Raw genomic sequence first — 14,516 nt, forward strand, 5'->3', positions numbered from 1 at the left:
CTTTCTATTAATTATAGATGAATTGAATAATTATTTCATAAAATTTAATAATTGAATAAATTATTATATTAACTTGTTAATGATAATTAATTTAAATAAGACATGAAGATTTCCACAAAAGATCAATTCAATTTAGATTCCTCTTTTCGGGGTTTAGGCCTGTTAACCGTGCAACTATATGATGATATTTATGAATACATGTATCACTTCACTTTCAAAAAGGTCATGAAATCCTATGCTAATGATTTTAATGATCCATGGAAGCAGTATATCGATGAAGTTGAGTTTTTCGAAACAATTGAAGATCCTTTTGTTCAAAACTGCATCCGCACTGAGGGAAAACTCATGACCTTTAAATTTAAATTGATATCAAGGTTTGGTGTAGATGACGAAGAAGAAAGTAAAACCGCTATTTTGCAGGCTGAGCGGTTTAAACCTTATATTTTACGTTATAAGCATTCTAAAAGCTATAAGAAATTGAGGCTGTATTATGAGAGAACCATAGTAGAAACGATTGACTGTCTATATCTTTATGCATGTGCTATTACTGCACAGAGCAACAAGATCCCTTTAGTATTCAAGAGGCAATTTAAGCTTCCGGAACCGGAATGCATGAAATTATTAAATCACGATGATGAGAATGTTGAGTTGTTAATGGAATTGATTGTTGAACTGAAAAAGGACTTAAATGAAATTAGGTTGCTCATCATGAAGAAATAGAAAGCCTTTAAACAACAGAGACTGCATCCTCAATCTTTTCTTTAGATTCTAAAACAGATATTCTTTTTTGGCTCCACTCCCCTCCCAATTCAAACGCAAGGCCTTCCTGTTTAATGCCCATCATTTCCCGGAATCTCTTAACATTTCGGCCTTCATGAACCTTTTTCGGGTGATTTATAGTAGTACTCATATTAATAAAGAAACGAATTCTATTTTTAAGATTTATACAAATTCACTCTCCTGTGTAAAATATTATCCTCGCGGTGGTTTATTGCAAAGTGGTCCTTCAAGTGGATGACCGGATAACGAATAATGTGGTTTTTATCACACTGACCTTCGCACAATTATTCCATGTGTTCAATATGTCATCGGATGGCGCACCGCTTTTTAATAATGACATTACCAGAAATAAATTTGTCTGGATCGACCTATTCATTTGCGCAGGGTTAATTTTAATGGTATTTGCCATTCCCGGGATTCGGCTGGTATTGGGTTTATCAGTCATTCCAATCAAATTGTGGGTAGCCTCGATAGCAATAAGCATGCTGCCATTAGTTGCTACCTAGGTTTACCAAGCAATCTCAGGAAAATCATCACTACAATAATATTCTTTTTGGAACAGAAATCGAATCTCACAAGTTGTAAAGAATGGTATTCGGCTAAGATTTATTACCATCTGGCAGAACAAGTAATGGTATAGTGATTTTTGCTGCCATTTTTTGTGTACGACTACCCTTCAGAATAACATCTATAAAATCGTGTGGACGATGTACCATGACTAATAAACCGATATGTTCGTTTTCACAGAACAAATCCAGGCCTGCCCGGGCATCTTCATTCTCAACAGATCTATAGAAAATATTCGGATAATTTGCTTTATGGATTATTCCATTAATCAGTTCGTTTGCTATAAGTTGATGATCTGTATTTTGAGGAATTGCCAGATGTACATGGGTTACCAAAATATCCGAGTCAAATACATTTGCTAGTGGTATAAGGTTATAAATATCCTCAGCATCATGCTCTGGGTATTCAAAATTTGTAGCGAAAGCTATCCTGCCAAAATCATTGAAAGGTGAATCGGGAGGAATCAGAAGTAGAGGACAAGTTGTTGCATTAATCATATTTCTACAATTATTGTCCAACAAAAAATGAGCAATTCCCTTTCGGTGTGTACCCATTACCACCATGCCCGCATCACAACTATTCATCACATTCTCCACCACATCCGCAAGTCTTCCTGTTTGATTGATTATGCTTATCTGTGGGTGAAAGCCTGCAGTGTGATCAGTATGTTCAAAATGTTTCTTTAACTTTTTTTTTGAGTTCCTCATCACTATCGTCAATAACACCATCATATCCATTTAATGGCCAGTCTATTTCTCCAACTTCAGAAAGCTGGGCAGGAATGGTAACGGCATTACATAAGACTACATTGGCATTTAAAACCTTTGCAAGGTTATATCCATATTCGGCCGCATGGTTTGCGCCGGTTGAAAAATCTGTTAACAAAAGTAGTGTCTTCATAATTCCTGAAATATGAGCTGTGGATCAATTAGTAACAAATCTCTTAAATAATATGCCCGAATTGGATGATATGTATCATCACTGCAAGTGACATTAATCATCATTATTAAACTTAACTTCAGCACATACTCTCATCAAAATACCGGCATTCATTTTCTGAAAAAACAAGTAGAGGAATCTCAATACTTCTGGAGAGCTTTTGCGTTTGACTGCTGCAAATAGGTTATCAGGAAAGGTACTCATATTGTTTTCATCATTCTATTTTAAGATGTTTGTCTGATACATTGCCGCCTCCAGAGACTTATCGAGATGAAGGGTATCTTCATAAAAAACAAGAAGTCCATCTTTCATTTCACAAGTTAGATAAGGTGTGCTTTGCCCCCCCTTGTGGCTTGTATAAGCTTCTGCCCACCGTAAACGTTCCATATTGATTGCTACTTTTCTCACTTCTGATTTGGGAATTTCATAACAATCACCCACATATTGACCTTTAATCAGCCGCATATAACTTTGCAAATACACGTAGGTTTTTGATTTGGGTTGTGCAGTTAATATGATCTTGATGAAATCGATTTGCCGACGCGCTTCTGTAAGTTTAACTACTGCGTTAAACCCCTCAGCTCCGGTTATCCCATCTATTCTTATTGCTGAAAAGTCGGGATTTAACTTACCATAATGAAGGTGATTCAATAAGGTAATTATAGCATCAGTTAAAAACACATCAAAACGTACCAGCTCTGCAACATTTCCTTTTTCAGGATTATTGATTAGGGTACGTAAGCTGTCATATACCAACTCTCGTGGATGGTAATCAGCATGAGACAAACCAAATTGAAGTACACAGTCTAATAGCATCATCGCTTCCCAGGTTTGTTTCACCTCCTCTTTACTTTTAGTCCAAACAGGTCGAAAACCATTTTGAGAGTAATAGCGCTCCACAGACTTAGGATAGTAAAGTTTGGATTGTTTAATCTGGTCCTTTAGCTGCACAGACAATTCCATTGAAATGGAATTACCCTGGCCATAAGCGAAAAAGGACAGCATAATTAAAATGGTCATCCAGCATAAAACGTTAGCTACAATTTTCATAATCAAATATTCTAATTATCGGTCAGTTCAGGAATGATCAACATCACCGGAGCCGTTGATTTACATCCAGCTTTTTCTTGACTTCATCCAACTTTTTGATTTGTATAGCCTGGAGATTATACAAAAATGTACAACAGCTGCTGTTTATCAAATGATATTGGTCAACGGAGGTAATGATCAGGATCATTTGGTTCCGGGCTGTTGTCATGGCAGGGCATTTCCCCATCCTTTACCTTTATCAACATGTCATTAGTCATTCGCTTTAAAAAATTTCTGGATGAAACCGGAAATATAGCACGTTTTACAGGGCGATTCTTTTCGGTAGGAATAAAACCCAGATATGAGAATAAAGAATTTTTCAACCAATGCTATACCATTGGCTATCGTTCATTACCCTTAGTCGGACTTACTGCCTTTATCATGGGGCTGGTACTTACGATGCAATTAAGGCCTTCGCTGGTAGACTATGGAGTTGAATCGCAGTTGCCAGTTATGGTTGGCCTGGCAATAGTCAGAGAAATTGGACCCGTAATTACGGCTTTGATTTTTGCCGGAAAGATTGGCAGCAGTGCATTGGTGCTGAACTGGGTTCAATGAAAGTAACTGAGCAAATAGATGCTATGACAGTTAGTGGTATTAAACCTTTTAAATACCTGGTTGCTACGCGGGTTTTAGCCACAACATTAATGCTGCCACTACTGACAATTCTTGGGGATGCCATATCTTTATTTGGTGCTTATCTGGGCGTAAATATCAGATCAGTAACCAGTTTCGACCTGTTCTTTCTACAGGTTTTTAAAAGTCTGGATTTTAGTGATGTGTTACCAGCCATTATTAAAACCTTATTCTTTGGTTTTGCAGTAGGCATTGTAGGCTGTTACAAGGGTTTTAATTCAACTAAAGGTACGCAAGGAGTTGGAATCTCAGCTAATTCAGCAGTAGTTTTATCCTCAGTACTCATATTTATCATTGACTTACTAGCTGTGCAGATTACTGAATTACTGGGACTTAATTAAGAAATCATGAAAGCAGCGACAAAAGAACCGGTAATTGTTATTAAAGATCTGGTTAAGGCCTTTGGGGATAAAAAGGTATTAGATGGATTTAATCTGACGGTCGAAAAAGGCACTAATGTAGTCATCCTGGGAAAATCGGGTTCAGGAAAATCCGTACTTATCAAATGTATCATTGGCTTGTTACAATCTGATAGCGGAAGTATCCATGTATTTGAAGAAAATATATCCCGGATGACTGAAGATGAACTGGATCAGGCCAGGTCAAAAATCGGCTTTCTGTTTCAAAGCAATGCACTTTATGATTCGATGACTATTCGAGAAAATCTGGAATTCCCCCTGCTCAGGCATTGGGTTGACATCACTAAGGAAGAAGTAGAAAGACTGGTTAGCGAGGCACTTGAAAATGTAGATCTGCTGCATACCAGGGATATGATGCCATCGGAGTTATCGGGAGGAATGCTTAAGCGTGTTGCCCTGGCCAGAACAATGATCTTACGGCCAGAAATCATACTTTATGATGAGCCTACAACAGGTCTGGATCCGGTAACGTCAAGGGAAATAGAAAATCTCATCCTTAAACTCCAAAAGAAGAACCATACCTCTTCCATTATCATTTCGCACGATATGAACTGCGTAAAAAACACGGCAGACCTGGTCGTGCTCTTACTGGAAGGCAAATGTTATACCAAAGGAACATATGAAGAATTAAAGCAATCTACAGATGAAAACATTAAACAATTTTTCGAATAAAATAGCATGGGAAATCAAAAAGTAAATAATATCAAACTCGGTGCATTTGTATTGTCAGCATTAGTACTGATGATACTCGCCTTTTTTATCATTGGCAGGAACAACAACATATTTGGCAATGACTTCAAACTGAAGGTCCGGTTTTCTAATCTGAATGGTTTAACAAAAGGTAACAACGTACTCTTCTCAGGTCTGCAAGCCGGGACGGTTAAAGAAGTTGAACTGATCAACGACAGCACTATCGAGGTTACCATGCAGATCAATAGCAAAGTAAAATCATTCATCCATAAAAATGCATTAGCAGCTGTTGGAACTGAAGGTCTCATGGGTAATAAAGTGATTAATATCAGCCCGGTGAAAGGAATCAGTCAAAAGGTCGGAGAGGGCGATTTGTTACAGGCAAAAAACATGGCTAATATGGATGAGATCATTGAAAAATTAGCTCAAACCAATAACAATGTGGCCAGTATTTCAGAGGTTTTAAAAGGAACGGTCCTGCGAATAGACAGCAGTGCAATCTTAAAATTAATCAACGATGAATCCATTGGTATCAGTTTGAAGTCATCTCTGAAAAATATTTACAAAATGACCTCCAATGCCAACGAAATGACCATAGGGTTAAACCACATGGTACACGATATCAGAAATGGTAAGGGAACTGCCGGTCTTTTATTGACCGATACCTTAATGGCTGGTACACTTAGGGATGCGGTAGTACAAATCAGGGCAGCCGGTGTCAATGCCAGCATGATGACCAGGCGAATGAACACCATGGTAAAAGACTTGAATCATGACCTGACTAATGGGAAAGGGCCTGTCAACACTTTACTAAAGGATTCTTTAATGGCCAGAAATATTAGCCTGACCATAGAAAATCTGCAAAAAGGAACCGACGGATTTAATCAGAATATGGAGGCCTTAAAACATAATTTTCTCTTCAGGGGATATTTTAAAAAACTTGACCGCCAAAAGAAAAAGGAACAAGCAGAATTGCTGGAAAATTCCCAGCAGAAATAATACGCCGAATTTTATAGCATCAATTATATTAGAAATCAGATCAAATGGAATTTCATAAAATCTTAATCGCAATTGACAATAATCCAAGTTCAGAAATAGTTGCTCTGAGTGGTCTGCAGCTGGCTAAACAGCTTCATTCAGAAATAGCCCTGGTCAGTATCATAGATCCTGATGGTATACCGGATGCTGACCCTGTCACAACCAGAGAACGTGACGACATGATGGAACACAATTTAAACCACAGTCAGCTTAATGTAATTGAAAAGATATTCAAAACTTTCCAGTCAAAAGCTTTGTGGAAAAAGGTATTCCTTACAAAGTGATTATAGAAACAGCCGAAAAGTGGGGTGCTGATATCATCGTTATGGGTACACATAGCAGAAAAGGGTTACCTCATTTACTGCTGGGCAGCGTTGCTGAGGATGTAATCAGGCACTCAAAAAAAACTTTGATTGTAATTCCGGTGAGTAATTAACAAACCATTAAATCCAAATACTTTGATAGTAGTTAAAAAAGAAGGTGTTGTCTTAAGAAAAACCGTTCTGGATTTTGAATGTCAGGGCGTGCTCAATCCCGCGATAATAAAAGAAGGTGAGCTGGTTTATATGTTTTACAGAGCAGTGAGTAAAAACAATTACTCCACCATTGGCTTTTGCCAGTTGAACGGCCCATTAGAAGTTACTCAAAGATTTGATCTTCCCGTCCTCATACCAATGGGTGAAGCCGAATCCAGAGGAATAGAAGACCCGAGAATCGTAAAAATAGATGATTGCTATTATCTGACTTCTGACTTATACTGCTTTTGACGGATTCAATGCCTTAGGCTCGCTGGCAACCTCAATGGATTTAAAAACTTTTGAAAGACGTGGTATCATTGTACCAGTGATTTCGTTCCCCGAATTCAAAGCTCTCGCGCAGAATAAATGTAATCTCAATGAAAAGTATTCCAGGTTTGCTCATGATAAGACAATAATGACCATGAACACAAGACTTCTTGTTTGGGACAAGGATGTCATTTTTTTCCCCAGAAGGATAAATAACCGGCTTTATTTTCTTCACCGTATCAAACCAGATATACAAATTGCCAGTATAAATGAACTATCGGACCTGAATATGTTGTTTTGGAAAAACTACCTGTCAAATTTCAATGATAATATCATTATGACTCCAAAATATGATCATGAAATAAGTTATATCGGTGGAGGGTGTCCACCGATAGAAACTACAGAAGGCTGGCTGGTGATTTATCATGGGGTACATGATACAACAAATGGATACGTGTATTCTGCATGTGCAGCCATACTGGATCTGGGGAACCCTGAAAAAGAGATTGCACGGTTGCCATATCCATTGTTTAAACCTGAAACAGAATGGGAATTATCCGGTGAAGTGGATAGGGTATGTTTTCCTTCCGGCACAGCTATTTTTGGAGATACACTTTATATCTATTATGGAGCAGCAGATGAGCAAATAGCCTGCGCTTCTGTTAGTTTAAGTGCACTCCTTGCTGAGCTTTTAAAAGCTGTTATTTAATTGTTCCAATCATATCCTCTGGACGAACCCACTGATCAAACTGTTCATTGGTAACCAGGCCAAGACCTATTGCTGCTTCCCTTAATGATTTGTTATCCGCCAGGGCAGCTTTTGCAATCTTTGCCGAATTATCATATCCAATGTGTGGATTTAATGCTGTTACAAGCATGAGGGAAGTTTCCAGGTGCTTTTTGATTCCATCATAATTTGGTTCAATACCAAGCGCACAATGTTCATTAAATGAAAACAAGCAGCCCCCAATCAAACGGGCAGACTGTAGAAAGTTAGCGGCCATTACTGGTTTGAATACATTGAGCTGAAACTGTCCGTTTGACCCCGCAACAGTAATCGCGACATCGTTACCCATTACCTGGGCCGCAACCATGGTTACTGCCTCATTCTGGGTTGGATTGACCTTACCGGGCATAATGGAAGAGCCAGGTTCATTCTCAGGCAAATGCACCTCCCCTATGCTACATCTTGGTCCTGAGGCCAGCATGCGGATATTATTGGCAATATGCATAAGCGAAACCGCGATCTGTTTTAAGGCACCATGGCTTTCTACTATGGCATCGTGCGCAGAAAGCGCCTCAAATTTATTGTCCGCTGTCCGGAAGGGGAAACCGGTAAATTCTGCGATGTACTTTGCAACAGCAATATCATACCCCGCAGGAGTATTCATACCTGTACCAACGGCAGTCCCTCCCAGTGCAAGTTCTGAAAGATGGTCAAGGGTATGGCCTAAGGCCTTCAGGCCGTGGTCCAACTGGGAAACATAACCCGAAATTTCCTGACCAAGCGTTAAAGGCGTTGCATCCATCAAATGGGTGCGCCCGATTTTAACTACGTTCTTAAATTTTTCAGATTTCACCTTTAAGGTATCTCTTAGTTTTTCGATACCGGGAATGGTTACATCAATCAATATTTTATAGGCGGCGATATGCATGGCCGTTGGAAAGGTATCATTTGAGGACTGCGATTTGTTTACATCATCATTCGGGTGAACATATAACTTGCCCTTTCCCAACTCGTTTCCCTGGAGCACATGGATCCGGTTGGAAATAACTTCATTTGCATTCATGTTCGACTGGGTTCCTGAACCGGTCTGCCAGATGACTAATGGAAATTCCCCGAAGAGCTTACCAGCTATAATTTCATCACAGACTTTTGCAATCAGATCTCTTTTATCTGCTGGCAGTACATTTAAATCTTTATTTGCATAGGCTGCTGCTTTCTTAAGAAAACCGAAGGCTTCAATAATCTCTTCGGGCATAGATGCCTTTGGACCAATTTTAAAGTTATTTCTTGAACGCTCTGTTTGTGCGCCCCAGTAACGGTTTAAAGGGACCTGTACATCGCCCATGCTATCGTGTTCGGTTCTTTCTATAACGGCCATATTGTCTTATTTAAGTATAGTGTAAAGATGCCGGGGTTCCAGGAGGTGGGCCATGATTTTAATCAAGACAATTGGTGATTTTAATCAGATGAAGGGATATAAACTGGATTAATTTGTAAAAAGAGGCATGCTAAAGAAAAAAGATGAGCCCCGATTAATTTCACTTTCCACCCACACCTTGCCATGATGTCTTTTGATAATTTCAGCCGATAAATAGAGTCCTAATCCAAATCCAGGTATTGATTTAGTATCCATACGCTTTATACGATAATAACGATCAAATAATTTCTCCTGATCCTGTACTTTTATGCCTATACCATTATCTTTCACGCAAACTTGAACTGTTCCATTAAATTCCATTGCAGATACTTCAACAAGTTTTTCATCAGTTGAGTATTTAATCGCATTATTAAGAAAATTATTGAGCACCTGACCGATTTTATCCCGATCTGCTTTCAGAATCAATTCTGCCCCGGCTTTAAAGACAATCTTAATTCCTGAATTTAAAAAACGTGATTCCCCGACAATTTCATTTATTAAACTGTTCATTTCAAAAGTTTCCAGTTCTAAATGAATTTGTCCCTCCTCCGAAGCAGAAACGGTTAGAAAACCATTAATCATTGTATTCATTTTTTTAATAGATGCATTCACCCTTGCCAGTGAGGAGTTGATAAATGTATCTTCACCTTTTTTCACCTGTAAGGTGATCAATTGCATATAGGCCTGGATTGAAGTAAGCGGTGACTTAAGGTCATGGCTTACCATTGCGATAAAATCATTTTTTCTGATTTCATCCTGCTTGTGTACGGTAATGTCATTTAATACACCCGTAAAAAAGCCCGTTTTTTTTTTCTCATTGTTATAGGAAAGATTTCCTATCATCCTAACCCAGTGCAACTTGTTATCGTGAAAATTTCGCAAAGGAAATTCCAAATCACATTTATTACCTTCGTTAAGACTGGATTCAATAGCATTAATGAATTTATCCCGGTGTTCCTTTTCAATTCTTTCAATAACGGCCTCATAACTAAGTTCCTCCTCTGAATAGAAGCCAAAAATTTCTTTAAAATGTACAGATGTCTGAAATGCCCGTGTTCCAACATGGATAGAAAAAGCACCTAATTCAGCAGAATCTATACTCATTCCAAGCATTTTATTACTGATATCCAATTCCACCTGAGTTTTTTTCAATTCCGTAATATCATTGAAGGTGATGATCGCACCGCTATTTTTCTGATCAGATTTACGCACATAAGGCATGGTCATCACCTGATACCATTTCCCATTATTGGTTTCAATCTCCTTGGTAATGACATCTCCATTACTCAAAACATTCTTAATGTCTTCAATAAGGGTTTCAAACTTTATATTAGTGGTAATATGACTCAGCGGCCTCCCAATATCAGTTTCAAGTAAATTGATCTGTTTTACTGTACCTGGAGAAAACTTCATTAAAAGCAGGTCATCATTAATAAATAACTGCCCGTTAACATTACTCCTGAAGTAATTGTTCAGATCATCATTAATTTCCAGCAATTCTTTATTTTTAAGTTGGTACTCTGAATTAATAGTATCCAATTCTTCATTTACAGACTGCATCTCTTCATTGGTACTTTGCATTTCTTCATTGGCAGAAATCATTTCTTCATTAAAGGACTGCATGTTTTCATTGGAAGCATCCAGTTGCTCATACGCAGAATTTAGTTTCTGCTTAACTTCTTTTAATTCTTGTTCCAGGTTAAGTGTATACTGATCCTGGAAGACAGCCTGATCAAAGTCCAGAATTTCTTTTTTCGAAGTTTTAACCTCTTTATCTGTTGTAAAAGTGACCATTAATAGCCTCTGTTCCTTTTTTTTTTACTTACCAGAGGGCTCACTACCAGATTCACATTGACAAATGAATCAGCTATTTTGATCTTTATACCGTTCAAACGAGCCATTTCATTCGTTTTTAAGACAATATTGCTTAGCGTATTGAAAACCATCTCCAATTTTTTAGGTAACAGTTTCTCCAGGTTAGATGTAAAATGTTTTGGAAGCAAATATTTGCTCGTGTCTCCATAAGACTTTATCACTTCCTTATTTTCATCCACACATACGACCAGATAATCCTGTTCATCAGCAAGGTTGGTATGCATCATTTCGGCAAGCGACTGTAGCGGATTATCGATCACATGCTCATTATTGCTACAAGCAGACTTATTTTTCACCTCCAGGGAATCTGGCATTGAAAAAGCATCGAAACTCACAATCCTTTTTGACTTGATATTCCTATATAATTTATATTGTTTATTTACGACTTCAAGATTCTGGATGATTGGCATAGGGTTCTCACTTGATCCCAGAAATAAATAGCCGTCCATTTTAAGTCCAAAGAGCAACATGCTAAATATCTTTTTTTGCAATACAGGTGCCATATAAATTAAAAGATTACGGCAACTGATAAAATGCATATTACAATATGGTGGATTTTTAACCAGATCATGCTGCGCAAAAATCGCCATTTTCCGAAGGCTTGGCTTGATCCTATAATGATTGCCCTCCTTTAAAAAATACTTTTTTAATCGCTCAGCTGACACATCTTTAACAATATCATGCGGATACACGCCCTTACCTGCATGAACCAACGCAGTACTGTCGATATCGGTAGCAAATATCTTCACCACAATATGCGCTAAGTCTCCCGTCATTTGTTCAGCAATAAGAATAGCCAAAGAATAAACCTCTTCTCCTGTCGCACAACCTGCTACCCAAATTTTCAGTTCTTCATTTGGCTTAAGTTTTTTTAATATACCAGGCAGGATATTATAACGTATATACTCAAAAGCCTCCTTATCTCTAAAAAATGAGGTCACACTGATCAAAAAGTCTTTTGATAGTGTTTCAATTTCCTCCGGGGAGGACTTTAAAAATGCCAGGTATTTTGTCAGGCTATTAAAATCATGGTAGGCCGCCCTCCTTTTGGTGCGCCTTAATATGGTAGAGTATTTATAATCTGAAAAATCAAGTGGAGACTGCTGTCTGATCAATTCAACTATAGCTTTAAGGCTTACTTCATCATTATAACTCTCGGCCTGCAAAATTTCCTCGTGTTTTACATAATCTTCAATTGCACCTGGCATTGCTGCCGGTTCAAGCACAAAATCTACCATTCCGGTAGCTATCGCCTTAGATGGCATACTGGGAAAAGCAGAAGTTTCCGGATTTCGGGTCATTACCATTCCACCAGCTTTTTTAATTGCAACAAGACCTTCAGATCCATCACTTCCTAAACCAGAAAGAATAATACCTATCGCTTTTCTCCCACAATCTGCCGCTAAAGAATTAAAAAACAGATTGATAGTCAGGTGCACTCCATTTACTTCCTCCTTAGCTCTTAAATACAATCTGTTATTTTCAATGATCATGTATTTATCGTGCGGAATAAGATAAACCTGGTTGCACTCCACGAGCTTACCATCAGTAGCTTCTTCGACAACCAGCTTGCTGTGTTTAGCAAGCACTTCAACCATCCTGCTTTTAAAAGAAACTGAAAGGTGCTGAACAACAATGTAGGATACCCCATCTAGTGGCGTATGGTCAAAGAAAGAATTGATTTCTTCCAGGCCACCGGCAGACGCGCCAATTGCAATAATATATTCAGGTTCACTCATTACCTCAACAGGTTAGAAAATACTATTTTATTCATGAATTAGGATGTTAATATAACTGATACAAAACCAGCAGATAAATAAATGTGCAGGCAAAAGAAGAGATATTTCAGAAAGATAATTAAAAAGGGTCTGTTAATTTGCTGATCCGAATCAGTTTTTTATTGACAAATTCCTGAATACCAAGACTAGACAATTCCCTACCATATCCAGACCCTTTAGTTCCGCCAAAAGGCAAATCAGGCTGAGTCCAGGTTGGATGATTGATGAATACCATACCTGTATCTATCTGTTCAGCCAAACGTTTTCCGCGTTCGATATCATTAGTAAAAATACTTCCACCTAAACCAAAAGGTGAATCATTGGCCAGATCAATTGCCTCCTGCTCATTTTTCACCCTGTAAAACGAAGCAACCGGCCCAAATAACTCTTCATGATACGCAGCCATACCGGGTTTAATATCACCTAAAATGGTAGCCTCAATAAATGCACCTTTCCGATCAATTAGTTTACCACCCAGCAGTATCTTCGCGCCAGCCCTGACACTTCGCTGTACTTGTTCGATCAACTGTATAACAGCCCCTTCAGAGCTTAATGGTCCCAATTCTGTTTCCTCATCCATTGGATCTCCAACTTTCAACCCACTCAGTTTACCCTTGAACTTATCCAAAAACTCATCAGCAACAGCTTCCAATACAATAATCCGTTTAGAGGCCACGCAACACTGTCCTGTATTGTTCATCCGCCCAACAACAGCCCAATCAACAGCCATATCCAGATCTGCGTCTTCCAAAACAATAAAGGCGTCGCTGCCACCAAGTTCAAGCACCGATTTCTTTAGAGATTTTCCGGCAGCAGAGGCAATACTTGCACCAGCAATTTCACTCCCTGTAAGGGAAACCCCTTTAATCCTTGGGTCTGCGACCACATCATCAATGCGGCTTCCGCTGACAAATAAATTGGTGTACAATCCCTTTGGTGCTCCTGCCTGCTCAAACAATTCCTGAATTGCCAGTGCACATTGCGGAACGTTCGAAGCATGCTTAACTAATACAACATTACCTGCCATAATGTTAGGTGCAGCAAAACGCGCCACCTGATAAAAAGGGAAATTCCAGGGTTCAACACCAAGAAGAACACCAATTGGGGTACTTTTTATATAAGCTTCACCAAATTCCGTTTCCAACTTTTGGTCACGAAGAAACGTTTCCGCATTCGTCGCATAGTAGTCTATAATATCTGCACTGAGTGCGATCTCTCCGTAGCTTTGCGCAATTAACTTGCCCATCTCCAATGTGATCAATTTAGATAAATGGTCACTCTGCTCACGCATCAATTTTGCGACACCGTGTAAAAGATCTGCCCGTTGGGCATAACTAGTTTTACGCCAGCTTTGGAAAGTTTCATCAGCGATAGAAATTTCATCTTCCACCAATTCCGTAGACATTTCCTGAAAACTTTTAATAAGTTCGTTATTAAAAGGATTAATAGTCTGTATAGCCATAATATGGATTATTTATTTCAATTGTGTAACACTTTTAGCTAATAAGATGTCCATCTGCTCGGCAACCCAATTGGACAATAGATCTCCAGAATACCGGCTAAGTGTACTCACTTTTTTGAAAACAGACAGTCGTTCAGAGAAACTTTTACTTTCCCACAAACTAAATTTCTCCTCAGACCGCAGCATCTGGTCTTCATAAGGAACTATTCCGGTATTGCCGGACAAAGATTTTTGATCTTCACTGGAGTGTATCATATTCATGATCATTTTAAATAGCGGTTATTGCATTTGAGTTACCCCAAGCAGATAAAGTT

At 38.5% G+C, this 14,516-nt stretch carries 20 protein-coding genes; 10 read left to right on the forward strand and 10 right to left on the reverse strand.

Annotation, left to right across the window (positions count from 1 at the left end):
• Window positions 1-102: 102 nt before the first annotated feature.
• Entirely contained in the window at window positions 103-720 is a 618-nt protein-coding gene (locus tag ACWYN3_RS11225) for a hypothetical protein (RefSeq protein ID WP_456221220.1), read from the forward strand.
• Window positions 721-727: 7 nt separating this feature from the next.
• On the opposite strand, the gene ACWYN3_RS11230 is transcribed toward ACWYN3_RS11225, so the two are convergent.
• Window positions 728-910 carry a hypothetical protein gene (locus ACWYN3_RS11230; protein WP_456221221.1) on the reverse strand — a complete coding sequence of 61 codons (183 nt, stop codon included), beginning with the start codon at window positions 908-910 and terminating at the stop codon, window positions 728-730.
• Window positions 911-998: 88 nt separating this feature from the next.
• Here ACWYN3_RS11230 and ACWYN3_RS11235 point away from each other — a divergent pair, with 88 nt between their 5' ends.
• On the forward strand, window positions 999-1,286 hold the full coding sequence (locus ACWYN3_RS11235; RefSeq protein WP_456221222.1) for a cation transporting ATPase C-terminal domain-containing protein: 288 nt from the start codon (window positions 999-1,001) through the stop codon (window positions 1,284-1,286).
• A 93-nt stretch (window positions 1,287-1,379) separates the two neighbouring features.
• Here ACWYN3_RS11235 and ACWYN3_RS11240 read toward each other — a convergent pair whose 3' ends face one another.
• From ACWYN3_RS11240 to ACWYN3_RS11255, 4 genes are all read right to left on the reverse strand, one after another.
• Window positions 1,380-2,054, reverse strand: a complete 675-nt coding sequence (locus ACWYN3_RS11240; RefSeq protein ID WP_456221223.1) for a universal stress protein — start codon at window positions 2,052-2,054, stop codon at window positions 1,380-1,382.
• Entirely contained in the window at window positions 2,017-2,247 is a 231-nt protein-coding gene (locus ACWYN3_RS11245) for a hypothetical protein (RefSeq protein WP_456221224.1), read from the reverse strand. The genes ACWYN3_RS11240 and ACWYN3_RS11245 overlap by 38 nt, the downstream gene beginning before the upstream one ends.
• Before the next feature lie 93 nt (window positions 2,248-2,340).
• Window positions 2,341-2,490 (reverse strand): hypothetical protein, encoded by a 150-nt coding sequence (locus ACWYN3_RS11250; RefSeq protein ID WP_456221225.1) that lies wholly within the window; start codon window positions 2,488-2,490, stop codon window positions 2,341-2,343.
• Between the two features lie 15 nt (window positions 2,491-2,505).
• Window positions 2,506-3,336 (reverse strand): L,D-transpeptidase scaffold domain-containing protein, encoded by an 831-nt coding sequence (locus tag ACWYN3_RS11255; protein ID WP_456221226.1) that lies wholly within the window; start codon window positions 3,334-3,336, stop codon window positions 2,506-2,508.
• A gap of 243 nt (window positions 3,337-3,579) precedes the next feature.
• Here ACWYN3_RS11255 and ACWYN3_RS11260 point away from each other — a divergent pair, with 243 nt between their 5' ends.
• Genes ACWYN3_RS11260 through ACWYN3_RS11295 form a run of 8 tightly spaced genes read left to right on the forward strand, consistent with a single transcriptional unit; the run spans window position 3,580 to window position 7,652 of the window.
• On the forward strand, window positions 3,580-3,933 hold the full coding sequence (locus ACWYN3_RS11260) for an MlaE family ABC transporter permease (protein WP_456221227.1): 354 nt from the start codon (window positions 3,580-3,582) through the stop codon (window positions 3,931-3,933).
• The gene (locus tag ACWYN3_RS11265) at window positions 3,930-4,352 is read left to right on the forward strand and encodes an MlaE family ABC transporter permease (protein ID WP_456221228.1); all 423 of its coding nucleotides are present in this window, start codon (window positions 3,930-3,932) and stop codon (window positions 4,350-4,352) included. Before ACWYN3_RS11260 ends, ACWYN3_RS11265 begins: the two co-directional genes overlap by 4 nt.
• Window positions 4,353-4,358: 6 nt before the next feature.
• Window positions 4,359-5,102, forward strand: a complete 744-nt coding sequence (locus ACWYN3_RS11270; RefSeq protein ID WP_456221229.1) for an ABC transporter ATP-binding protein — start codon at window positions 4,359-4,361, stop codon at window positions 5,100-5,102.
• A 6-nt stretch (window positions 5,103-5,108) separates the two neighbouring features.
• Window positions 5,109-6,119 carry an MlaD family protein gene (locus ACWYN3_RS11275; RefSeq protein ID WP_456221230.1) on the forward strand — a complete coding sequence of 337 codons (1,011 nt, stop codon included), beginning with the start codon at window positions 5,109-5,111 and terminating at the stop codon, window positions 6,117-6,119.
• Window positions 6,120-6,163: 44 nt separating this feature from the next.
• Window positions 6,164-6,442 (forward strand): universal stress protein, encoded by a 279-nt coding sequence (locus ACWYN3_RS11280; protein WP_456221231.1) that lies wholly within the window; start codon window positions 6,164-6,166, stop codon window positions 6,440-6,442.
• Window positions 6,439-6,594, forward strand: a complete 156-nt coding sequence (locus ACWYN3_RS11285) for a universal stress protein (RefSeq protein ID WP_456221232.1) — start codon at window positions 6,439-6,441, stop codon at window positions 6,592-6,594. Before ACWYN3_RS11280 ends, ACWYN3_RS11285 begins: the two co-directional genes overlap by 4 nt.
• Before the next feature lie 22 nt (window positions 6,595-6,616).
• Window positions 6,617-6,925 (forward strand): glycoside hydrolase family 130 protein, encoded by a 309-nt coding sequence (locus ACWYN3_RS11290; protein WP_456221233.1) that lies wholly within the window; start codon window positions 6,617-6,619, stop codon window positions 6,923-6,925.
• A 34-nt stretch (window positions 6,926-6,959) separates the two neighbouring features.
• Window positions 6,960-7,652, forward strand: coding sequence for a glycoside hydrolase family 130 protein (locus ACWYN3_RS11295; RefSeq protein WP_456221234.1), 693 nt, complete (start codon window positions 6,960-6,962; stop codon window positions 7,650-7,652).
• On the opposite strand, the gene fumC is transcribed toward ACWYN3_RS11295, so the two are convergent.
• The 5 genes from fumC to ACWYN3_RS11320 all read right to left on the reverse strand — a co-directional run bounded on the left by fumC (window position 7,645) and on the right by ACWYN3_RS11320 (window position 14,463).
• On the reverse strand, window positions 7,645-9,048 hold the full coding sequence (gene fumC, locus ACWYN3_RS11300; protein WP_456221235.1) for a class II fumarate hydratase: 1,404 nt from the start codon (window positions 9,046-9,048) through the stop codon (window positions 7,645-7,647). The two genes, ACWYN3_RS11295 and fumC, sit on opposite strands and share 8 nt — an antisense overlap.
• Before the next feature lie 108 nt (window positions 9,049-9,156).
• Window positions 9,157-10,881, reverse strand: coding sequence for an ATP-binding protein (locus tag ACWYN3_RS11305; protein ID WP_456221236.1), 1,725 nt, complete (start codon window positions 10,879-10,881; stop codon window positions 9,157-9,159).
• Window positions 10,881-12,701, reverse strand: coding sequence for a chemotaxis protein CheB (locus tag ACWYN3_RS11310; RefSeq protein ID WP_456221237.1), 1,821 nt, complete (start codon window positions 12,699-12,701; stop codon window positions 10,881-10,883). The genes ACWYN3_RS11305 and ACWYN3_RS11310 overlap by 1 nt, the downstream gene beginning before the upstream one ends.
• 118 nt (window positions 12,702-12,819) lie before the next feature.
• On the reverse strand, window positions 12,820-14,202 hold the full coding sequence (locus ACWYN3_RS11315; protein WP_456221238.1) for an NAD-dependent succinate-semialdehyde dehydrogenase: 1,383 nt from the start codon (window positions 14,200-14,202) through the stop codon (window positions 12,820-12,822).
• Between the two features lie 12 nt (window positions 14,203-14,214).
• Window positions 14,215-14,463 (reverse strand): hypothetical protein, encoded by a 249-nt coding sequence (locus ACWYN3_RS11320; protein ID WP_456221239.1) that lies wholly within the window; start codon window positions 14,461-14,463, stop codon window positions 14,215-14,217.
• Window positions 14,464-14,516: the final 53 nt, after the last annotated feature.

It is taken from the genome of Pedobacter sp. NJ-S-72, assembly GCF_053890575.1.